18 protein-coding genes and 1 tRNA gene are annotated in these 21164 nt (G+C 42.7%); 8 read left to right on the forward strand and 11 right to left on the reverse strand.

Going from position 1 to position 21164, the window contains the following annotated elements:
• Window positions 1-303: 303 nt before the first annotated feature.
• The 4 genes from hrpA to TAO_RS06780 all read left to right on the forward strand — a co-directional run bounded on the left by hrpA (window position 304) and on the right by TAO_RS06780 (window position 8046).
• Window positions 304-4194, forward strand: coding sequence for an ATP-dependent RNA helicase HrpA (gene hrpA, locus TAO_RS06765; RefSeq protein ID WP_269459387.1), 3891 nt, complete (start codon window positions 304-306; stop codon window positions 4192-4194).
• 18 nt (window positions 4195-4212) lie between these two features.
• Entirely contained in the window at window positions 4213-6105 is a 1893-nt protein-coding gene (locus tag TAO_RS06770; protein WP_096527197.1) for a RelA/SpoT family protein, read from the forward strand.
• A 37-nt stretch (window positions 6106-6142) separates the two neighbouring features.
• A complete protein-coding gene (locus TAO_RS06775) occupies window positions 6143-6646 on the forward strand; it encodes a YchJ family protein (RefSeq protein WP_231910616.1) in 504 nt (167 codons plus the stop codon).
• A 116-nt stretch (window positions 6647-6762) separates the two neighbouring features.
• Complete coding sequence (locus TAO_RS06780; protein ID WP_096527199.1) at window positions 6763-8046, forward strand: APC family permease; 1284 nt, start codon at window positions 6763-6765, stop codon at window positions 8044-8046.
• A gap of 10 nt (window positions 8047-8056) precedes the next feature.
• On the opposite strand, the gene TAO_RS06785 is transcribed toward TAO_RS06780, so the two are convergent.
• The 3 genes from TAO_RS06785 to lpdA all read right to left on the reverse strand — a co-directional run bounded on the left by TAO_RS06785 (window position 8057) and on the right by lpdA (window position 10203).
• Complete coding sequence (locus TAO_RS06785; RefSeq protein ID WP_096527200.1) at window positions 8057-8434, reverse strand: YajD family HNH nuclease; 378 nt, start codon at window positions 8432-8434, stop codon at window positions 8057-8059.
• Between the two features lie 81 nt (window positions 8435-8515).
• Window positions 8516-8749: a hypothetical protein gene (locus TAO_RS06790; RefSeq protein ID WP_096527201.1), complete on the reverse strand. Its 234-nt coding sequence runs from the start codon at window positions 8747-8749 to the stop codon at window positions 8516-8518.
• Between the two features lie 35 nt (window positions 8750-8784).
• Window positions 8785-10203: a dihydrolipoyl dehydrogenase gene (lpdA, locus tag TAO_RS06795; RefSeq protein ID WP_096527202.1), complete on the reverse strand. Its 1419-nt coding sequence runs from the start codon at window positions 10201-10203 to the stop codon at window positions 8785-8787.
• 304 nt (window positions 10204-10507) lie between these two features.
• On the opposite strand from lpdA, the gene gndA reads away from it, so the two are divergent.
• Together gndA and zwf are read left to right on the forward strand one after the other, a co-directional pair.
• Window positions 10508-11959 (forward strand): NADP-dependent phosphogluconate dehydrogenase, encoded by a 1452-nt coding sequence (gene gndA / locus TAO_RS06800; RefSeq protein WP_096527203.1) that lies wholly within the window; start codon window positions 10508-10510, stop codon window positions 11957-11959.
• Window positions 11960-11965: 6 nt separating this feature from the next.
• The gene (gene zwf, locus TAO_RS06805) at window positions 11966-13483 is read left to right on the forward strand and encodes a glucose-6-phosphate dehydrogenase (protein WP_096527204.1); all 1518 of its coding nucleotides are present in this window, start codon (window positions 11966-11968) and stop codon (window positions 13481-13483) included.
• 24 nt (window positions 13484-13507) lie between these two features.
• Here the strand turns inward: zwf and TAO_RS06810 are convergent, their stop codons facing one another.
• Both TAO_RS06810 and TAO_RS06815 read right to left on the reverse strand, forming a co-directional pair.
• Window positions 13508-14791: an alpha-amylase family glycosyl hydrolase gene (locus TAO_RS06810; protein ID WP_096527205.1), complete on the reverse strand. Its 1284-nt coding sequence runs from the start codon at window positions 14789-14791 to the stop codon at window positions 13508-13510.
• A 93-nt stretch (window positions 14792-14884) separates the two neighbouring features.
• Complete coding sequence (locus TAO_RS06815) at window positions 14885-15199, reverse strand: TrbM/KikA/MpfK family conjugal transfer protein (protein ID WP_096527206.1); 315 nt, start codon at window positions 15197-15199, stop codon at window positions 14885-14887.
• Between the two features lie 239 nt (window positions 15200-15438).
• Between TAO_RS06815 and TAO_RS10090 the strand changes: the two genes are divergently transcribed.
• Window positions 15439-15573, forward strand: coding sequence for a hypothetical protein (locus tag TAO_RS10090; RefSeq protein ID WP_269459388.1), 135 nt, complete (start codon window positions 15439-15441; stop codon window positions 15571-15573).
• A gap of 149 nt (window positions 15574-15722) precedes the next feature.
• On the opposite strand, the gene TAO_RS06820 is transcribed toward TAO_RS10090, so the two are convergent.
• Window positions 15723-17147, reverse strand: a complete 1425-nt coding sequence (locus tag TAO_RS06820; protein ID WP_096527207.1) for an ATPase domain-containing protein — start codon at window positions 17145-17147, stop codon at window positions 15723-15725.
• A gap of 18 nt (window positions 17148-17165) precedes the next feature.
• Complete coding sequence (locus TAO_RS06825; RefSeq protein ID WP_172419082.1) at window positions 17166-17570, reverse strand: DUF3293 domain-containing protein; 405 nt, start codon at window positions 17568-17570, stop codon at window positions 17166-17168.
• Between the two features lie 164 nt (window positions 17571-17734).
• Between TAO_RS06825 and TAO_RS06830 the strand changes: the two genes are divergently transcribed.
• The gene (locus TAO_RS06830; RefSeq protein WP_096527209.1) at window positions 17735-18934 is read left to right on the forward strand and encodes a class I SAM-dependent rRNA methyltransferase; all 1200 of its coding nucleotides are present in this window, start codon (window positions 17735-17737) and stop codon (window positions 18932-18934) included.
• 5 nt (window positions 18935-18939) lie between these two features.
• Here TAO_RS06830 and TAO_RS06835 read toward each other — a convergent pair whose 3' ends face one another.
• The 4 genes from TAO_RS06835 to ihfA form a co-directional block, all read right to left on the reverse strand.
• Window positions 18940-20136 carry an O-succinylhomoserine sulfhydrylase gene (locus TAO_RS06835; protein WP_096527210.1) on the reverse strand — a complete coding sequence of 399 codons (1197 nt, stop codon included), beginning with the start codon at window positions 20134-20136 and terminating at the stop codon, window positions 18940-18942.
• A 266-nt stretch (window positions 20137-20402) separates the two neighbouring features.
• Window positions 20403-20479 (reverse strand) — tRNA-Pro (locus TAO_RS06840).
• 48 nt (window positions 20480-20527) lie between these two features.
• A complete protein-coding gene (locus tag TAO_RS06845) occupies window positions 20528-20884 on the reverse strand; it encodes a MerR family transcriptional regulator (RefSeq protein WP_096527211.1) in 357 nt (118 codons plus the stop codon).
• Window positions 20868-21164 carry an integration host factor subunit alpha gene (gene ihfA, locus TAO_RS06850; RefSeq protein WP_096527212.1) on the reverse strand — a complete coding sequence of 99 codons (297 nt, stop codon included), beginning with the start codon at window positions 21162-21164 and terminating at the stop codon, window positions 20868-20870. Before ihfA ends, TAO_RS06845 begins: the two co-directional genes overlap by 17 nt.

The following is a 21164-nucleotide window of genomic DNA, read 5'->3' on the forward strand; positions in this document are numbered from 1 at the left end:
TATTTTTTCTAACCTTAGCTGGGTTTATCTTTAAAGCTAAATAAGATCAAACCCATCGCCCGTATTATCAGGGTAAGTGGCTTTCCAAATTATAACTTTTGGTATGTAGGGATAAAATATTAATACCTCCCTATAATACCTATGGGAAGAAATATTTAAATCTGCAGAATCTTAAGCTTAAGCGATCTAGATAGTTTCTTAAATGCTTAGATTTTATTGATAGTTTTATAATAAACCCCTTTCTTAAATTCTCTTAAGATCATAGAGTTAACTTAGGCTTTCAGATTTATTGGTTATATTATCTTGCAGCAACAACTACATACCTTAGCATCAAAAATTCCTTACTGCATGCAACGGGATCAATATCCATTGGAACGTCGCTTGCAGCAATTAACTAAGAAAAATTCAGCTCAAAGCTTAAATGCTTTAGCTCAGGCTATTGAGCATTCTTGTGTACAGCGGGAACAGCGTCAAAAACGACTACCCATACCCATCTTTAATCAACCACTACCTATTATCGAGCGACGAGCAGAGATTAAAGCGGCAATCCATGATCACCAAGTCGTCATTATCTGTGGTGAGACCGGATCGGGAAAAACTACTCAGTTACCGAAAATATGCTTAGAGCTAGGCCGTGGTATTACTGGACTCATCGGCCATACTCAGCCACGCCGAATTGCAGCTCGCAGCGTGGCTACTCAAATTGCAAGAGAGCTTAACAGCGATCTAGGGCAAATTGTGGGCTATAAAGTACGGTTTCATGATCGTATCAGTCCAAATACCTATATTAAATTAATGACAGACGGTATCCTCTTGGCTGAAACTCAAGGAGATCGTTTTTTAACTCAATACGATACCCTAATTATTGACGAAGCCCACGAGCGTAGCCTGAATATTGATTTTCTCCTTGGGTATCTAAAACAGCTACTCCCAAAACGATCCGATCTTAAGGTTATCATTACCTCTGCCACTATCGATACTGAACGGTTTTCTAAGCACTTTAATCAAGCCCCTATCCTCGAAATTTCTGGTCGCACCTACCCAGTTGAAATCCGTTACCGTCCTCTATGTCATCAGCAAGAGCGAGATTTATCACAGGCTGTTTTAGACGCTGTTGACGAGTTATCTCGCTTAGGATCAGGGGATATTCTGGTTTTCCTCCCCGGAGAGCGAGAGATTCGCGAAACCACCGAAGCATTACGTAAGCATCACCCTCCCCATACAGAGACATTACCTCTCTATGCTCGGCTTTCCGCTGCAGAGCAAAATAAAATCTTCAAACCCCATCTGGGAAGACGCATTATTCTAGCTACTAATGTAGCTGAAACTTCCCTCACTGTACCTGGCGTTCATTACGTGGTGGACTCAGGACTAGCCCGCTTAAGCCGCTATAGCGTACGCAGTAAAGTACAACGATTACTGATTGAAAAAATATCCCAATCCAGCGCTAATCAGCGCTCTGGTCGCTGTGGCCGCATTGCTAAAGGGGTTTGCATCCGGCTTTATGATGAAGAGGATTTTCTAAACCGCCCTATATTTACTGACCCTGAAGTCCTAAGAACCAGCCTAGCTTCAGTCATTCTGCAGATGAAAACCCTAAAACTAGGGATGCCTCAGAATTTTCCTTTTATTGATCCCCCGCCGATTAAAATGATTAACGATGGGTTACGACTATTGGAAGAAATAGGTGCACTGGATAAAACTCAAAACCTAACCTCTATAGGTCAGCAGCTAGCGCAATTACCCATTGACCCTCGAATTGCTAGGATGGTCATTGCAGGCGGTGAATTTCATTGTCTAAAAGAAATTCTCATTATTGCCAGTGCACTGAGTATTCAGGATCCTCGTGAACGCCCCTTAGATAACCAGCAAGCCGCTGATAACGCCCAGACTCTTTTTCAGAATGAACGATCGGATTTCCTTTCCTATCTAAAATTATGGGAAAATTACCATCATCAACGAACCCACCTATCGCGAAATAAGCTGCGAATTTACTGTCGGGTACATTTTCTCTCCTATCTACGTCTGCGAGAATGGCAGGACATCCATCAACAGCTGCAGCTACTCGCCAACAGTCTCGGTCTTCGTTCTAATCAAGTAACTGCTGAATATGAGGCCATTCATCGGGCACTACTCTCTGGGCTACTCAGCAACATTGCTTTTAAATCAGAGAAAGAGATCTATTTAGGGGCAAGAAACATTAAATTCCAGATCTTTCCCGGATCTACACTTTTTAAAAAAAATCCTCCATGGATCATGGCTGCGGAGTTAATAGAAACCACGCGGCTTTACGCTCGCTGTGCTGCTAAAATTGAGTCAGAGTGGATCGAACCCTTAGCCGCTCATTTAGTTAAACGCAGTTATTTTGATCCTCACTGGGAGAAGCGCCCAGCTCAAGTAATGGCTTATGAGCAGGTTACTCTGTATGGCCTCATCATTACTCCCAAGCGTCGTATTCACTATGGACCTATTGATCCAAAAGAATCTCGGGAAATTTTCATTCATCAAGCATTGGCTAACGGCCATTATGAAACCCAAGCACCCTTTTTTCATCATAACCAGCAGCTACTGCAAGAAATTGAAACGCTAGAGTATAAAAGCCGTCGACGAGATATATTAGTTGATGAGGAAACCCTTTACCAATTTTATGAAAACCTAATTCCGCCAACTATTTATAATGGGGTTAGTTTTGAGCAATGGCGCCAACAAGCTGAACTAAAATCTCCTCAGCTACTGTTTCTTAGCCGAGAAGATTTGATGCGCCATAGCGCAGTAGCCGTAACAACAGAGCAATTTCCTGACCAACTTCTCATAAAAGGCATTCCTCTTGCCCTTTCTTATCACTTTGAACCTAATCATCCTTTAGATGGCCTCACGCTCACTATTCCCATTGCCATACTTAATCAGCTTGAACCTAGCCGCTTTCAGTGGCTAGTTCCTGGGTTGCTAAAGGAAAAAATTACTCACCTCATTAAAGCCTTACCTAAAACCCTGCGCCGTAATTTTATCCCAGCTCCTGATTTTGCTGCAGCTTGTACCCAGGCCCTTCACCCTGATCAAGGACCGCTGTTAGAAACATTAGCTCGCCAGCTTCAGGGAATGACTGGAGTACCGCTCTCTGCTACCGTTTGGCAAGATACAGCGCTACCCCCTTATCTATTAATGAATTTTCGCCTCATAGACGACGCAGGGAAAGAGCTAGCCATGGGTAGGGATCTTATTGTGCTACAACAGGAATGGGCTGATAGAGCTCAGCGTAGCTTTCAGGGACAAAGTAATCAAGATTTCATCCGAGATGGGATCACGCAGTGGGATTTCGGTCCTCTACCCGATCAGATTGAATTAGATCACCATGGACTAAAACTTATTGGTTATCCTGGGCTACAGGATAAAGGAAATTCTGTCTCCTTAGTCATGATGGATTCGGCTGAGGTGGCTCAGGAGATAACTGTCTTAGGGTTGCGGCGCTTGTTTATTTTATCCCTACCTCAGACAATCAGCCGCCTACGAAAAAACTTGCCAAATCCTCAAGGAATGTATCTACACTATGCCCGTATTCCTCCTGCACCTTGGAGGCAAGATCATTCATTTCAACCCACTTATGAGCACTTTAAAGAGGAATTACTTCAAGGAGTAATAGATAGGGTTTTCATTCTAGATCAGCTGCCAATTCGTAGCAAAGAAGCATTTACCGCGCGTAAAGAAAAAGGCACCGGTAATCTACTGGCTGCAGCGAATGCCTTTTGTCATTTAATAGGGGAGATCTTGTCTGAATACCATCAAATCTGTAAAAAGCTTAATAGTAATCTTCCTCTGGCATGGCTAGGTTCTATTAACGATATGAGATCACAGTTGAATCACTTAGTTTATCTAGGCTTTATCAATCAGACCCCCGCGACACAACTACCGCATTTTCTACGTTACCTCAAGGCTATAAAGCTAAGACTTTCCAGATTGGAGGAAAACCCTAGCCGAGATCAACAACGGCAAACAGAAATCAAACCCTTATGGTTAAATTATCAACAAAAACTAGAGACACAATATAAAGATAAAGAAGATAAAACGAGCGCTGCATTGGCAAATTATCGCTGGATGCTTGAGGAATATCGCGTTTCCCTGTTCGCCCAAGAGCTTGGAACCTTATACCCAATCTCAGCTAAGCGGCTAAAAAATCAATGGCAAGAGATCAAGTAACTCACATTATACAAAAATATGATCTCAAAACGGCATCATTTCAACAATATGCAACCTCAGATCTCTTTCAAGTTAGATGAGGCTAGGCAATTACTAATACATAAAACAGAAGGCAATCAAACGCTATTAGCGCAGGGCAATGCCCTTATAGAATCCTTAGCTCATTTAGAAGTAGATACCGCAACTCAAATTGCTGGATTACTACTACCCGCTGTAGAAAGCGGGCGGCTTGACTATGCTAGCATTACCCACACATTAGGATCGACAATTACCAAGCTGCTTCAAGGTATTGAGCGTCTAGGAATACTTAGGCATTATCACAGTGGCATAAAATCACCTACCCAAACCGAAAAACTTCGGAAAATGCTATTGGCTATCGTAGAAGATCCACGAGTCGTCTTAATAGGGTTAGCCGATCATCTCTACCGTCTACGTAGCGCTAAAAATGCAGCCGAAATAACCCGCCAGATTTTAGGCCAAGAAACATTGGATATCTTTGCTCCGCTCGCTAACCGTCTAGGTATTTGGCAACTTAAATGGGAGCTTGAAGATCTTGCGCTATATTATCTAGAGCCTAAAGTTTATAAAAAATTAGCTAAGGCGCTTAATGAGCGACGAGCCGATCGAGAACAATACATTGCTCAAATAAAAGAGCAACTCAGAAACGCTTTAGCCCGAGAAAATATTTATGGTGAAATTAATGGCCGTCCTAAGCATCTCTACAGTATCTGGAAGAAGATGCAGGCTAAAAACCTAGATTTTCATCAATTATTTGATGTACATGCATTTCGGATAATCGTTGAGGATGTTAACACTTGTTATGCTGCGCTAAGCGTAGTTCATACCCTCTGGCAACCCATTTCCAAAGAGTTTAACGATTATATTATTCATCCTAAACCCAATGGCTATCGCTCTTTACATACAGCCGTTATCGACTCAAAAGGAAAGCCGATGGAGGTTCAAATTCGTTCTTTTCAAATGCATCAGGAGTCTGAGCTGGGTATTGCTGCTCATTGGCGTTATAAAGAAGGAACTACCTTAGATAAGGGTTTTGAGCAACGTATCGCTTGGCTCAGAGCCTTCCTAGACCAAAAAGGAGGAAACTCAGCAAATCACGATATCATCGAGCAGTTTAAATCTAAAGCTTTCCATAATCGAATTTATGTACTTACCCCCCGGGGCCAAGTTATCGATCTACCAGAAGGGGCAACACCTCTAGATTTTGCCTATGCTATTCATACCCAAGTAGGCCATCGTTGCCGAGGCGCTAAAGTAGATGGGGTAATAACCACCTTGACCCAACCACTCACTAGCGGCCAACAAGTAGAAATCCTGACTACTCGAGAGGCAAATCCAAGTCGAGATTGGCTTAATGCACGCTTAGGCTATCTACATACCTCTATAGCTCGGGCCAAAATTCAGCGCTGGTTCAAACAGCAAGATTATAGCTTACATATAACTAGAGGTCGTGCTTTACTAGAGCGGGAGCAGCAGCGGGTTGGGCTTGCTGAAATAGATTTTAAACCACTGTTAAAGCGATTCCATCATCATCACTCAGATAACTTACTTGCAGCCCTAGGGTGTGGTGATATCAGCGCTAACCAGCTCCATGCTGCAATGCGAGAACAGCTGCCTAAAACGTCCATATCTACTCTACCTGCTCCAAGTATCCATCCTGTTCCAATTCCACCTGTTGAACCAGCCATTCAAATACTAGGCGTTAATAACTTACTATCTCGACTAGCTCGCTGTTGTAATCCAATTTCAGCTGATAAAATTATCGGCTACCTTACCCATGGAGGAGGGATTACTATTCACCGCTATAATTGCTCTAATATCACAAAACTCCCGGTAGAACGCCAAAATCGCTTGGTAGAGATTACTTGGCATAATCAGGTGACAAAAAAATAAAATTACTTTCTTTATTTGAACGAATTTATTAATAATAGTGAAAACAAATTTAGACCCACAAGCAAACTGTATCTGTGGTACTAACATCGCCTTCGAGCAATGCTGCGACATTTACCTCTGTGGAGAAAAACCGGCACCTACAGCAGAAGCACTCATGCGTTCACGCTTCACGGCATTTGCTATTAAAGATCAAAATTATATCTTAAAAACATGGGATCCAACGAAACAACCCGCAAAAATAGAATTCTTGAAAGAAACCATTCAGTGGAAGCAATTAGAAATCATTGGAAAGAAAAAAGGGGGAGAAAAAGACGTTAAGGGAATCGTTGAATTTAAAGCTTATTACTTACTAGAGAGCCATCAATATAGAATGCACGAAATCAGCCGCTTTCACAGAAGCCAAGGATACTGGTATTATCTAGACGGTACCGTCAAATCCATTGCTAAGGTAGATCAAGACACTAATAAAGGAAAAAACGCACCTTGTCCCTGTGGAAGCGAAAAAAAATATAAGCGCTGCTGCGGAAAAGCGAGCTTTTAAACTATTTCTGATCAAAATACCCACTTAAAGTACTTACTAGTAGCCTGCTTCAAGCACGGCTCAGTATGATCTATCTCTAAATTACGTGCATACATTAAATTCCCTCATAAACACCTATGGCTGAGGCAAAGTTAGTTCGAAGCCTTGGTCTAGGCACACTAATTTTTTATGGTATAGGCGATATTCTTGGGGCAGGGATCTACGCGTTAGTGGGTAAGGTCGCTGGTGTAGCAGGTAATAGCGCTTGGGTTTCTTTTATGGCTGCCGGTATTTTAGCGCTCATTACTGGCTTAAGTTACGCTGAGCTAGGCGCGCGTATCCCCCACAGCGCTGGAGCTAGTGCTTATTGTGGCTATGCTTTTAAACAACCCTTCATTTCATTTCTCATTGGGGCTCTAGTATTATTTAGCGGAATTGCTTCCACAGCAACAGCAGCCCTTGCTTTTCAGGGTTATCTCTCTGTACTTGCTAATGTTCCAACTATTATTGCCGCCCTGCTATTGATTACCGCGATTAATAGCCTAAGCTTTATCGGTATCCGTCAATCTGCGCTTACCAATAACTTATTTACTATTATTGAGTTTGCAGGCTTATTATTTTTTACCACAGTTGCTCTACAGTACGCCTTTTCAATTCATACACCAACCCAGATGGTAGAGGCGCTTACCCCTGATGGCGATACAACCTCAATCATCACCGGGGTAACTATTGCTTTCTACGCCTTTATTGGTTTTGAAGATATGGTCAATCTTGCCGAAGAGGCCAAGAATCCCACCCAAGATCTACCCCGCGCCATTTTGATTGCCATTACAGTGACCAGCCTACTCTATTTGCTAGTGATCATCGCTGTGCAGTTGACGATGACTCCAGAAGCGGCAGGAGCTTCAGATCGGCCTCTATTATCCGTATTGGAGCTTGCAGGGTTATCCATACCGGCTTGGGTATTCGCCCTAATTGCTATTATCGCTATTTCAAATACTGCCCTTGCTAACAGTATCATGGCCTCACGTCTGATGTATGGTATGGCACGACAAGGTCTGTTACCCCAACCTTTAGCTTGGATTCACCCTCATCGTCATACCCCTGGGTTAAGCATTCTAGTGACTGTACTCTTAACATTAATCTGGGTAATTACTGGGGGAGTTACGCTCTTAGCACAGACCACAGGATTCTTATTAGTTAGTATCTTTCTATGCGTGCATTTAAGCCTGATCCGTATCCGCCAGCGAGAGGGTAGATTAACTGATCGTTTTACTGCTCCAGCAGCTAACCCCTATCTGGGAGTATTATTGTGCTTAGCTTTGATTTATCAATTCCCCAGCGCAGTGTACATTAGGATGGCTGTACTTCTCTTTGCTATCGGCATCTTGTTTAAACTTATAGCTTACCAGCAGAAATAAAAGCGTTTATTTAATCCTTCTTGCTTTTCACTAATTCCGCTAAGACTGCAAACGGATTATGGGTAGCCCCGTGATCTTCCTCACTGACAGAGGTAATCCCTTCTCCAGTCATAAATCGAGCATGCTCGTTATCATGACAATATAAACAAAGCAATTCCCAATTACTTCCATCAGCTGGGTTATTATCATGGTTATGATCCCGATGGTGAACTGTTAACTCATGCACGGTTGCTTGGGTAAATTCCCGAGTACAGCGCCCACAAACCCAAGGATACATCCGAAGTGCTTTGTCCCGATAGCCTTGCTCGCGCTTTGCTCGGTTTTTTTGGGCTTCAGCTACAATATTATCCAGCTTATTAGCGCTAGATCGTGGTTTTTTAGTTATCATTTTTCAGCCAAAACTTCAGTAACTATTTGTTATTAATAAAATAATACCCTCTTAGATCCAATATCATAGAAACCCGTCATTCTAAATATAAAAATTCCCATCATCTACTTCTCGCTCAAATTCTAAGGACTCTATCTGCCCTAAGGCAAAACCAACGAGATCCCCCTCTGGCGTACCCGTTGGTGCCGTAAAATGGCCGCAAAACTGCCAAATACCGTTAAATCCATCATTAACCAACTCAAATAAATCAAACTGTATACCTTTATTATTCAGATACTCAGTTTGGATATTACCTGCTCGATACTGTCCGTTCATTTTTTTACCCCTATTTATTTTTTAGATAAATAATCCTATTTCCTAGCAGGACGATAAAGATGAGTACTTTGACCGAAAAAGACCTCCGCAGCCTCCATTACTGTCTCTGATAGCGTTGGATGGGGATGAATACTCAGCTTAATATCTGAAACCACTGCTGCCATCTCTATCGCAAGTACCAGCTCGGCAATCAGCTCTCCAGCTCCAGCTCCGACAATTCCAGCTCCAAGCACCCGCTCTGTCTGTGAATCAATAATAAGCTTCGTTACCCCATCAGCACGATGTAAAGTCATCGCTCGGCCAGAAGCCGCCCAAGGAAAGCGGATCACCTGAATATCTTGTCCTTGCTGTTTAGCTTCCGTTTCAGTGAGTCCACACCAAGCGATCTCCGGATCAGTAAATATGACCGCCGGAATAGCTTGAGGCTCAAAGAAAACCCGGCGCCCAGCAATCACCTCAGCCGCAACCCGGCCTTCATGACTCGCTTTATGCGCTAACATAGGCGCTCCAGCGACATCACCGATAGCAAAAATTGCTGGATCTGTAGTTCTCCGTTGATGATCAACTTGGATAAAACCCCGCTCATTGACAGATATCTGAGTATGTTCAATTCCATGAATAGCTGAATTAGGTTTACGTCCTATTGCAATTAATACTTTTTCAAATAGCGCCTCTTTTTCCTCCGCTCCCTCCAAACGCACTCGGATACCATTAGCTTCCTCCTTAAGGTCAACCACTTTAGTATTCAACAATAACTGATGTAAAATCCTTTCTATCCGTTTGGAAAGCACTGAAACTAAATCCCGATCTACACCAGGGAGTAAACCTTCACTCATCTCCACTACAGTCACTTGAGATCCTAAGCTCGCGTAGACAGTGGCCATCTCCAAACCAATATAACCACCACCGATAACCAGTAAGCTTTTAGGGATATCTTGTATTTCCAAAGCTGAAGTTGAATCCAATAAACGTGGACTATCTAGAGAAATGTTAGGCAATACAGCTGGATAGGAACCTGTTGCTAAGATAGCGTTTTGAAACTTTAACTGGATTTCACCACCCTGTTTTTTAAGCTGCAAGGTTCTAGAGTCAATAAATCCTGCTTGCCCTTGAATATAGGAAATTTTTCGCTGCCGAGATAACTGACCTAGTCCGCCTGTAAGCTTACCTATCACCTGGTCTTTCCACGCTCTAACCTTACTTAGATCTATTCTTGGATTGGAAAAACTGACCCCCCAAGCATCAGCTTCCCTCGCTTCATTGATGACTTTTGCTACGTGTAACAAAGCCTTTGATGGAATACAACCTCGATAAAGACAAACACCACCAGGGTTAGGTTCTAAGTCAATCAAAGTAACTTCTAGACCCAGATCGGCCGCTAGAAAGGCGGCAGCATACCCTCCTGGCCCTCCGCCAATAACGGCTAACTGCGTTGATTCCATATCTCCAACCATGCTTATTCCCTCTTACCCATACCTGTTATATCCTGAATGATGAGGTTTTACGGCGCATTAAATAAAAGCTTACGGTTATTCTAGGATTTAAGCAACAATGCTCATAAAACAAAGGTTTTCCATACATGAAGTCTTATTACCTACCCACAAACCCGTATTTTCTCGTTAGTTTTACTATACTAAAAGCCAACACCTGCAAATTAATTTTCAAGATTCCCTTGACTAAACTTTAAATTTATCCTTGACTAACCATCATGTGAAATACTTTTTTAATAGCCTACTATAATTAACGTTAGGGGAAACTATGACCGATCCAAAAAAACAAACACTAGCGGACATTGGTATTATCGGCCTTGGCGTTATGGGTGCTAATTTAGGCCTCAATATTGCCGAACATGGATTTACAGTCATTGGCTATGATCGTGATGCTACTAAAGGAAATCTTTTAACTAGCGCAGCAGAGGAGCAACTCTCAGATCCTGAACGGGTTAGAGCCTACAGCGATCTAGCTCAATTTATGGCAGCCTTACGTCGGCCACGGGCTATTATCACCTTGGTTCCTGCTGGTGCCCCAGTAGATGCGGTGATCGACGCTCTTTCTCCTTATCTTGAACAAGGTGATGTCCTAATTGATGGCGGGAACTCCTATTTTCATGATACTGATCGCCGAATTGAAGCACTGGCAAGAAAAAATATCCATTTTATGGGAATGGGGGTTTCTGGTGGTGAGAGCGGCGCTCGACACGGGCCGAGTTTAATGCCCGGGGGTGATACTGAAGCTTGGAAACGCCTTCAGCCTTTATTAGAAGCCGCTGCAGCTAAGGTAAAAGACGAACCCTGTGTGGGCTGGCTTGGGAAAAAATCCGCAGGCCACTACGTAAAAATGGTTCACAACGGCATTGAATACGGGTTAATGCAGCTTATTACAGAAAGCTACGATCTCATGTATCGTGGTTTGGGCTTTAGTCCAGAGAAAATGCACCAAATTTACAAAGATTGGGCTGAAGGTCCCATGGGTGGGTTTCTGCTAGAAATCACTGCAGATATTATGATTCAAAAAGATCCTCTAGGGGACGGCTACCTATTGGGTAAAATCCTTGACACTGCCCACCAAAAAGGTACAGGATTATGGACTTCCCAAGAAAGCCTGATCCTAGCCCCTACCCCTACCATTGATGTGGCCGTTACTCAGCGAGTACTTTCAGATGAAAAAGCCCAGCGCAAGCAGGCTAGCCAGCAATTAGAGGGCCCTCGAAACCCCATTTCCCTTGATAGAGAAACGCCTGATGCTTTCCTTACGCAATTAGGCAATGCACTCCATGGGGCGATGCTACTGACTTACGCACAAGGCATGCATTTATTACAAGTAGCTAGCCATCACTATAACTATGGGCTTAATTTAGAGACTGTCGCTACTATCTGGCGTGGAGGCTGTATTATTCGTTCTCAACTGCTACAAAATTTGCGTGATGCCTACCGAAGCAAGCCGAATCTAATCAACCCTATTCTTGATACTCATTATGGCACTGCTATTACCCATACTCACACTAGTCTTCGTAAGATAGTCTGCACTGCTGCCACTTGGGGGATTCCTGCCCCTGGATTCATGAGTGCGCTTGGCTACTATGATACTTACCGTAGCGCCCAGCTACCTGCCAATCTACTGCAGGCACAGCGGGACTATTTTGGTGCCCATACCTTTGAACGCACTGACCGAGAAGGGAGTTTTCATATACATTGGGATTCAGCGGAGTAATTAGCCATGGATCCTAATCAACAGCTACTACACCAGCCTACTGTTCTTGTTCTTTTTGGTGCTGGAGGTGATCTTTCTTGGCGGCTCATCGTCCCAGCAATATTTGATCTTTATGTCAACAAGCACTTACCCGAAAAATTTATGCTTATTGGCGTCGACCGCCAGGATTACAAGCAGCAATCCCTAGCTGATCACTATCGGGAAGCTATCAAACAATACTCCCGCTATGGCATCCCCAATGAGCAAACTTGGCAATCTTTTGTTCAATTGATTCATTACTACCAAGGAGATATCACTGATCAAAACTATTATACCCAGCTAGCAGAAATACTAGCAGAACAGGATAGGGCTTGGGATCAGCTGGCTGAAAAAGTATTTTATCTCGCCACCCCTCCCTTCTTGTTTGCCAGCATCGCTAAAGCCCTAGGCGTGGCAGGACTGGGTAAAGAGCGATCGGAAACCAGAATTATTTTAGAAAAACCTCTAGGCCGAGATTTAGTCACTTTTCACGAAATCAATGAGACCCTAAGTGCCCATTTCCACGAACAGCAAATCTATCGGATTGACCATTTCCTTGGTAAAGAGACTGTGCAAAATATCCTTGCGCTACGCTTTGCCAACCCCATTTTTGAGCCTATCTGGAACCAAGGCTACATTGACAGCATCGTTATTACTGTAGCTGAAACCCTAGGGGTAGAACATCGCGCTAGCTACTATGAGCGGGCTGGAACGCTGCGGGATATGGTACAAAATCACTTACTTCAGCTATTATTTTTAGTGGCTATGGAGCCACCTGTTACCTTTGATGCTGATGATGTACGCAATCGTAAAATGGACGTCATGCACGCCTTGCGGCCTATTCTGGAAAATGAAGTACAACGCTATGCTGCTCGAGGTCAATACGGACCAGGATGGGTTGAAGGAATTAAAGTACTTGGCTATCGTGAAGAGGAAGGAGTTTCTCCTGATTCCAATATCGAAACCTATTGTGCCCTAGAGCTACACGTAGATAATTGGCGCTGGCAAGGCGTACCCTTCTATCTACGTACGGGTAAACGCATGCCGATGAAAGTCTCAGAGATTTCTATTCGATTCCGAGATGTTCCCCATCAGGCTTTTCCAGCTTCAGCTGGGCTTAATGCCCAACCCGCCCGGCTGATTATCAGGTTGCAGCCCGAGGAAGGAATCGTCCTTAAGTTCCTAGCTAAACAGCCAGGCCAGCATTTAATCTTGCGTCCGGTAGAAATGCGTTTTAGCTATAAGGAGACTTTCAGCCTTCCCTCGCCTACTGCCTATGAAACCTTACTTTGGGATATTATGCGAGGCGATGCAACCTTATTCACTCGGGCTGACCAGTTAGAGGCCGCTTGGCGTTTATTAATGCCGGTACTAGATGTTTGGGAATCCAACCCCGGTGTTAATTTCCCCAATTACAGCGCTGGGTCTTGGGGGCCAGATTCAGCTGGGATTTTAATTACTCGTAGTGGCAGAAGCTGGCTTACTCCTACCCTACATGATAAATAGATAATTATCTCTTTACCCCAAACTTCAGCTGAGGAATACCCGCATACTATAAGGGGTTACCTGAGTTTTAGGAGTCTCTGCTGAGATTTGGGGTGTAATTTCCTTAATAGCTCCGACAGAAATCCCCATCACTTCTGCTAAATGAGCCAGTTCAAAATCATGAGCTTTTTCAGTATCCGTATTTATTAGCCCTACTGCGCAAGTAGATCCTTGTTCACCATGGCGTAATAGCCCTACTAATGGAGATTCTGGCCGCGTAAAACACCTTTGAGGACCCTCCTCGTTAAGTACTGGTGTCTCAGCTTTCATAGTATTAACCTGAGCAATAAAAGTACTTAAATCAAATAAAGATGGTTCCCAATCTTCAGGTCTAGTTTTAACCACATGGAGCGGACGACGAAAACCATATTCATAACCAATAGGTATCATCACTCCCGTTGAAAAAAAAGCAGTAAATAAATACCACAAACGGGAGCGCTGCTCTTCGTTCCCTTCTTTAGCGGCTAAACGCTCTGTATCATGGCTTTCTGGAAAAGCAATCGAGGGAGCAATATGCCGAAACTGTTCATACTGATCCAGCAACCAGCTTCCACGAAAATCCCACCATTTAGCGCTATTAAAAAAATAATCAAACCCTACTGAACGAAGCTGATCAATTTGATTCAAAGGAGCACCTAGAGTTTCAGCAAAAAAACGAATTTCCGGATTAATCTGCCGAGCAAATTCGATAAGCTCTGCCCACACGTCCCCTGGAATCTTATAGGCCGCATCACATCGAAACCCATGAAATCCCAGCTGGATATAATGTGCTAAGAGTTTTTTCCAATAGCTCAAAAGATTCTCTCGTTCCGGGTTTGATTGATAATTAATTTCAGCTAAATCCCCCCAAACCGTTATTTTATTTGAATCACTTGGATCCACTACAAAAGGAGAACGTACTGAGCCATCTGTTTCATGGTAATACCATTGAGGGTGCTGAGAAACCAGTGGCGAATCCTTGGCTGTATGATTGATAACTAAATCCATCATTACAGATAAATTCTGCTGCTCAGATTTTTGAACAAACTCCTGTAGTAATTTATCTGGCCTCTCCCGATTATTTCCCTGAAATAAAGGACGTAGTTGATAATAATCTTTAATTGAATACAAACTCCCTGAAAATCCAGACGCTTGAATAGGGTTTAGATATATCCAATTAAACTTCATGGCAGCAATCTTAGGAAGGCATTTTTCCCAGTCTGCCACTGAGCCTACTAATAAAGGAAACAGATTATAGATACGTGGGCCTAGGGATATTTTTTTATTCATAGCCTTTTTTAGTAGTGTTTATAAAAAATTATATACCCCTCGCGAAGTAGATCCTCTGCAGCAAAATTTTAATAGCTATTAAATAAAGTAACTTTACTTTCGATGCTGTTCCCAAGCTTTTTGCCTCTCAGCGTAATCTTCAGCCTTTACCCAATATCCGCCTTTCTCCGGTACCCCTACATAGCGTATCTGCTGCGCCTGATCCACACAGTGGGCAGGTATCTGATCTCTAATTAACAAATCCTTACCTTCCCAATAAGTTAAGGTAGCATTCAGGGTATCCGCATCGCAATGGCTATCTTTAAGCTTGATAGGTGTGGGGCTAGTAGAAATGAAGCTTCTCACCGCCACCCCCAAAACGATGATAGCGATAATACTACCAACTATTATAGAAAGCTTAATATTCAAATTATCCTCAGTCCAATTAGTTAACTTCGCTTATAACATCGATAATTTAGCATCTAACTTAAGTTTAGGTCTATTTTACGATATTTTCATCCCCTCTTCATCAAATCTAGGCTTTGGCTCACTTTAATTTTTTTATTTTTAAAGGATATTTAAAAGAGTAACTGTTTATCTACAAACACAAGAAACATTTTTTATGGCATCTGGATATGCTTCAGCTACCAAATAGTGCTTGCTCATGTGTGTTTGAATTACATCAAGGTTATGAAAGCCTACAAACAGCGATTTTACCCCGTCCTTCTTACCCAATATCGGCAGCTAGTCAAGGAATTCAGTACTCACCATTACGTCTGGAATTGAGCCTTACCTACTCGTAGGGATACTTACAAAGAGCATATAGAGAAGCTTAATTATAAGGCCGATCTATCAACCTTTTGAAGAAGGTTTCAGATAGATAGGGTAAAAGTGATCTATCAACTATAAAAAAGATTTAAGAAAAACCATTACTCGCTTTTTCGATGACAACCTAAAAACTGAGTGTCCCCTGTTTTACTACGGAATCCCCAATTGATAAAGTCGTTGGACCAATTTCATAAATATATATTCGGGTATCAAATGGGCTGAGCCTTTTTTTCAATACCCCTAATGATTTTTTAAGCTCCCCCTCAATTTCTACATAGCGCAGAAATATCACATTATCTGATAGATAACTAATACCGCTTTCAGAAATTCTAAATTGCTCAGATAGAGACTCAATCTCATTAATTAATATAACAGATAGCCCTCGGCGTGATAGATTTTTGACAAAAGCATGTAAGGCTATCTTAGCCTTTTCGTTTCGATTAAGAGTAAGCTCAAGGCCAGCAACACTGTCAAGTATGATCAGTTCTACGCCTTCCTCCTCCACTTTCTGGTTAACCCACATAGCAAACTCGTCGGCAAGACAGTGAGAAGGTTCAATCTGCTCGATACTCACTCGGCCATTGTTAAAAGGTTCTTTCAAATTTATTTTTAAGGAACTAGCACGATGTAACAATGAGCTGATCTCCTCCTCAAATAAATAAATGACCACTTTTCGTCCATGGGCTACTGCTCGAGCAGCAAAGAGTGAAGCAAGCGTAGATTTACCCACCCCAGAGGGTCCCGTAATCAATGAAATTGTTCCCGCTTCAAGACCGCCATAAAGCATCTTATCTAGTTTTTCAACTCCGGTACTCCAACGCCAACGCTCTTCCTCAGCAAGATTAGCTTTAGGGGGTAAAAGGCGAGGAAAAACCTCTAAGCCATGGCTATCAATACGCATTTGATGTGCGCCATGTAAAAAATCAGAGCCGCGAAATTTTGATACCTGCAAGAAAGCACCTGCTGTTCCAGTATCTAATATAATCACCCCATCAGTGAGGGACTGAAGATCCTCATCTGGAATCTCAGTACTGATCTCTGAGGTAAGTAGCACAGTTATATTTTGCTTCCGAAAATAATAGAACAGGCATAAAACCAGCTTTCGATATTGGTAGATATCGGTTGCTAGAAACCGTAGCTGGGTTATAGAATCAATAAAGATCTGAACAGGGGCTAACCGCTTTACTGTCTCGATAATTTGCTTTAAAAGTGGATTTTGTTTTCCATTGCTCTCAGCGAAGAAAGCATTGCTATCTTGTTGGTGAGTAAAAAAATATTTATCAAGCGTTAAATTCAAAAATTGAATATTGGATACATCGATACCCATCAATTCGGCATTGTGCTTAAGCTGATCTTCGGACTCTTGAAAACCAATAAAAAGCGTACGCTCCTGTTTGCCCACAGCGGAAAGAAAATGTAAGCCTAGCGTTGTTTTTCCCTGACCTGAACCACCGCGCACCAAATAAACGGACTGCTGAATAAAACCACCAAGGAGAATACGATCCAGCCCTAAAACCCCAGTAGAGATTCGTTTAGCAGTATCATTCATCTTTTTCTCCTTATTTTTTTAAATTTTTCCTAAATGCACCCGTGAGCGGAAACAGCCTACAGGTATTTGCGTCCGTCGATGATCACAAAAACTAACGTGTAATATATCGCCCACTACATAATAAATAGCCTCTTGGTAAAATTCTTGCCCCAGATTACAAGCAGTATCAAAACTTAGAGCCACTGCCCAACCCGGCTCCGAGTGGCCAGTCACCGGTGAGTAACCGATCAAGCGCTGCAGCCAAGCTTTTTGCTGCTTTAACTTTACGGCTAACTTCCTATCTGCTGCTTCATTCTTTGCGCTACTCCATACTTCTCCAGTAGTGGCATAAGCAGTAATAATCGCAAAAGCACGGGGCCAATCTTCCCAAGAAAGCAGGCGCCGAAAATGAGTTTCAAAATAGACAGGGTTTATTGAAATCATGGGCATTTACGCCTGTGGCTACCTAGCTTAAAGGTACTCTCATTCCTGCTCGGGTACTGTTAATACTAACAATATAGGAAAAATCAGGTTTTGAACCTAAAAAGCAGTTGTAATTTTTTTATTTTTCTAAGCTAAAAAATGATAGATTCTATATAATCTAACCTATGGAATTTCAATCATTATACCTAAAAAAAGGAGAAGAACGCCGCCTACAGGCTGGACATTTATGGGTATTTAGCAATGAGGTAGATACTCATCGAACACCTATTACTAATTTTAGCGCTGGCACCCCTGTTACAATTACTACTCACAATGATAAAGTGATCGGCACAGGTTATGTTAATCCTCACTCCCTTATCTGCGCTCGCCTAGTAAGCCGTAACCTAGATCATCCTTTCGGATTCTCTTTACTAATACAGCGGCTTAAATTTGCTTTATCATTCCGATCCTCTTTATTTTTAAACCCCTACTACCGCCTGATCTTTGGTGAAAGCGACGGCCTACCTGGACTGACGATAGATCGTTATGGCAATATTTTGATCGCGCAAATCACAACCGCTGGAATGGAAAGGATTAAAGAAACCATCATCGCTGCGTTAAATAGCGTACTACCTGGTAGTGCCATTATTCTACGTAATGATAGCTCTTTTCGTCGCCAAGAAGGGTTAGAATCTTATGTTGAAGTTGCACAAGGTCAGATCCAAGAGACAATTAGGTTAGCTGAAAATGAGGGACATTTTTTAGTTCCCCTCATTAATGGGCAGAAAACAGGCTGGTTCTTTGATCATCGTTTAAATCGGGCACGAATGCAGCACTATGTTAAAGACAAGCGAGTACTTGATGTTTTCAGTTATTTAGGTGCTTGGGGCATTCAAGCTTCAGTAGCGGGTGCTCGCCAAGTGATAGGAGTAGAAGGATCAGAAACCGCTATTGAGTTTATTCGCCACAATGCCAAACTTAACTCAAAAGCTAACAGTAGTTTCACCGCCCTCCATGGAGATGCCTTTTCTACTTTAAATGCTTTACAAGCAGATAAGGAACGGTTTGATGTCATTATTTTAGATCCCCCCGCCTTTATTAAGCGTAAAAAGGATCTTAAGCAAGGTCTTATAGCCTATCAGCGCTTAAATGAATTGGCCATTCGCTTACTCACTCAAGATGGGATTTTAATTTCTTCTTCCTGCTCTAGCCATTTGCAATGGGATATTTTTCGGGATATTTTACGCCGCTCCGGACGACATCTAGATCGAAGCATTCAAATACTTGAGCACGGCCACCAAGGCCCAGACCATCCTATTCATCCAGCAATACCAGAAACCGAATATCTTAAGACCTTTATCTGTCGAAGCCTATATGGTGCTTAATGATATTATTTAGCTATCGCTTCAAAACCCCGTTGTAAGTCTCTCTTAATATCCTCTATGGCTTCCAAGCCTACAGAAACCCTCACTAAACTATCGCTAATCCCTGCCGCTGCCCGCTCCTCAGTTGTTAAACGGCCATGAGTTGTAGTGGCTGGGTGGGCGATAGTAGTTTTAGAGTCGCCTAAATTAGCGGTAATAGAAATAAATTTAACTGAATCAATCACAGTCCAAGCTGCCGTTTTCCCGCCTTTTAATTCAAAAGCAATAAGGCCCCCAAATCCAGATTGCTGCCTAACAGCTAAGGCATGCTGGGGATGAGAAGGTAAACCCGCATAGTATACTTTCGATACCTCTGGTCTTTCCTTTAACCATTCAGCTAATAGTTGGGCACTCTGGCTAATGGCTTCCATGCGCAGTACCAGAGTTTCCAGACCTTTAAGAAAAACCCACGCATTAAATGGACTCATACTCGGACCGGCAGTACGCAAAAAACCGAACACCTCTTCTCCAACCCACTGTCTATCACCTACTATAGCCCCTCCTATACATCGTCCTTGGCCATCGAGATACTTAGTTGCAGAATGGATAATAATATCTGCCCCTAATTTTAAAGGACGTTGTAAGGCTGGAGTACAAAAACAATTATCTACTACCAGCAGACACTGATGTGCTTGTGCTAAATTAGAGAGCTGCCCTATATCGGCTATTTCATTTAACGGATTAGAAGGGGTTTCGAGAAATAATAACCGAGTATTGGGGCGTAAAGCACTTTCCCAAGCCGCTAACTGGGCTAAGGGAACAAAGGTAGTTTCGATTCCAAGACGGGCCAGATATTTATTAAAAAGCACTCGGGTTGTTCCAAAAATATCCTTAGAGGAAACAATATGATCACCCGACTTTAACAGCGATAGGCAAGTTGCAAGAATAGCCGCCATTCCCGATGAGGTTGCCACACAGCTCTCACCGCCTTCTAAAGTAGCCAGCCGGTTCTCAAAAGCACGCACAGTAGGATTCGTAAAACGAGAGTAAATGTTACCCGCTTCCTCACCGGCAAAGCAGGCAGCCGCTTGAGCAGCGCTTGTAAATACAAAGCTTGAAGTAGGAAATATAGGCTCAGACTGCTCGCGCTCACCCGTACGCTGCTGTCCTGCTCGCACAGCTAAGGTAGCAAACTCATATTCATCTTGATCATTAGTGAACATTTCTTTCCTCATTACAGAACAGATTCCGTGCTGAAATAAACCAACGGCGATAATTAAAGCCTATATTACTCCTCTTTACATATATAAGAGAACTTATAACGCTTCTAAAATTGAAAACGAAACCCGAATAACAAAGTATCCCGATTTTCTCTTAGGATAGCAGCTACCATTTGCAGCTCGATAGAGGGTTTAAAAACTAAAATTAGCTTTGATTATTTTAAGAGAAGTCGCAAAACTTTTAACAAAGAGAAAACCATCACTATTGATGGTCGGGGCGAGAGGATTTGAACCTCCGACCACTTGAACCCCATTCAAGTGCGCTACCAGGCTGCGCTACGCCCCGAAAACCTTGGGTGATGATACTTTAAAGCTCTTTAAGATTTAAAGAGTTTTAAATTTTAAGAAACCCGGCAATTTCTTCAAGCTCTAGCCGAATTTGATGTATGATTTGCCTACTCTGTAGGCTATCTTCTTTTGCGCCTACGCCAGAGAGCTGCTGCTTTGCCCCTCCTATAGTAAATCCTTGCTCATAGAGCAGGCTTCTAATTTGACGAATTAAAATAACATCTTGTCGCTGGTAATAGCGACGATTACCACGCCGTTTAGTGGGTTTAAGCTGGGGAAATTCTTGCTCCCAATAGCGTAGAACATGGGGTCTTATATAGCATAACTCACTCACTTCACCGATAGTAAAGTAGCGTTTTCCGGGAATTAACGGGAGCTCATTATTATTACTTGCTTCCAGCATAAGCTTCTACCCGCGCCTTAAGTTTCTGCCCAGGGCGAAAAGTAACCACTCTCCGCGCAGTAATAGGAGCTTCCTCTCCCGTTTTAGGGTTACGCCCTGGCCGCTCTCTCTTACTACGAAGATCAAAATTACCAAAGCCTGAAAGTTTAACTGATTCTCCCTGCTCCAAGGCACAACGAATAACTTCAAAAAACATTTCTATGATTTCTTTAGCTTCTCGTCTATTGAGGCCAAGCTCCTGATGAAGGATTTCTGCCATATCTGCCTTAGTAAGCGCCAT

The organism is Candidatus Nitrosoglobus terrae (assembly GCF_002356115.1).
Taxonomy (GTDB): Bacteria; Pseudomonadota; Gammaproteobacteria; order Nitrosococcales; family Nitrosococcaceae; genus Nitrosoglobus; species Nitrosoglobus terrae.

Bases quoted from the DNA above. Each gene is read 5' to 3' on its own strand.
- TAO_RS06770 (WP_096527197.1), top strand. From the start codon at position 4,213: ATGATCTCAAAACGGCATCATTTCAACAATATGCAACCTCAGATCTCT.
- TAO_RS06780 (WP_096527199.1), top strand. From the start codon at position 6,763: ATGGCTGAGGCAAAGTTAGTTCGAAGCCTTGGTCTAGGCACACTAATT.
- TAO_RS06785 (WP_096527200.1), bottom strand. From the start codon at position 8,434: ATGATAACTAAAAAACCACGATCTAGCGCTAATAAGCTGGATAATATT.
- TAO_RS06790 (WP_096527201.1), bottom strand. From the start codon at position 8,749: ATGAACGGACAGTATCGAGCAGGTAATATCCAAACTGAGTATCTGAAT.
- lpdA (WP_096527202.1), bottom strand. From the start codon at position 10,203: ATGGTTGGAGATATGGAATCAACGCAGTTAGCCGTTATTGGCGGAGGG.
- gndA (WP_096527203.1), top strand. From the start codon at position 10,508: ATGACCGATCCAAAAAAACAAACACTAGCGGACATTGGTATTATCGGC.
- zwf (WP_096527204.1), top strand. From the start codon at position 11,966: ATGGATCCTAATCAACAGCTACTACACCAGCCTACTGTTCTTGTTCTT.
- TAO_RS06810 (WP_096527205.1), bottom strand. From the start codon at position 14,791: ATGAATAAAAAAATATCCCTAGGCCCACGTATCTATAATCTGTTTCCT.
- TAO_RS06820 (WP_096527207.1), bottom strand. From the start codon at position 17,147: ATGAATGATACTGCTAAACGAATCTCTACTGGGGTTTTAGGGCTGGAT.
- TAO_RS06825 (WP_172419082.1), bottom strand. From the start codon at position 17,570: ATGATTTCAATAAACCCTGTCTATTTTGAAACTCATTTTCGGCGCCTG.
- TAO_RS06830 (WP_096527209.1), top strand. From the start codon at position 17,735: ATGGAATTTCAATCATTATACCTAAAAAAAGGAGAAGAACGCCGCCTA.
- TAO_RS06835 (WP_096527210.1), bottom strand. From the start codon at position 20,136: ATGTTCACTAATGATCAAGATGAATATGAGTTTGCTACCTTAGCTGTG.
- TAO_RS06845 (WP_096527211.1), bottom strand. From the start codon at position 20,884: ATGCTGGAAGCAAGTAATAATAATGAGCTCCCGTTAATTCCCGGAAAA.
- ihfA (WP_096527212.1), bottom strand. From the start codon at position 21,164: ATGGCGCTTACTAAGGCAGATATGGCAGAAATCCTTCATCAGGAGCTT.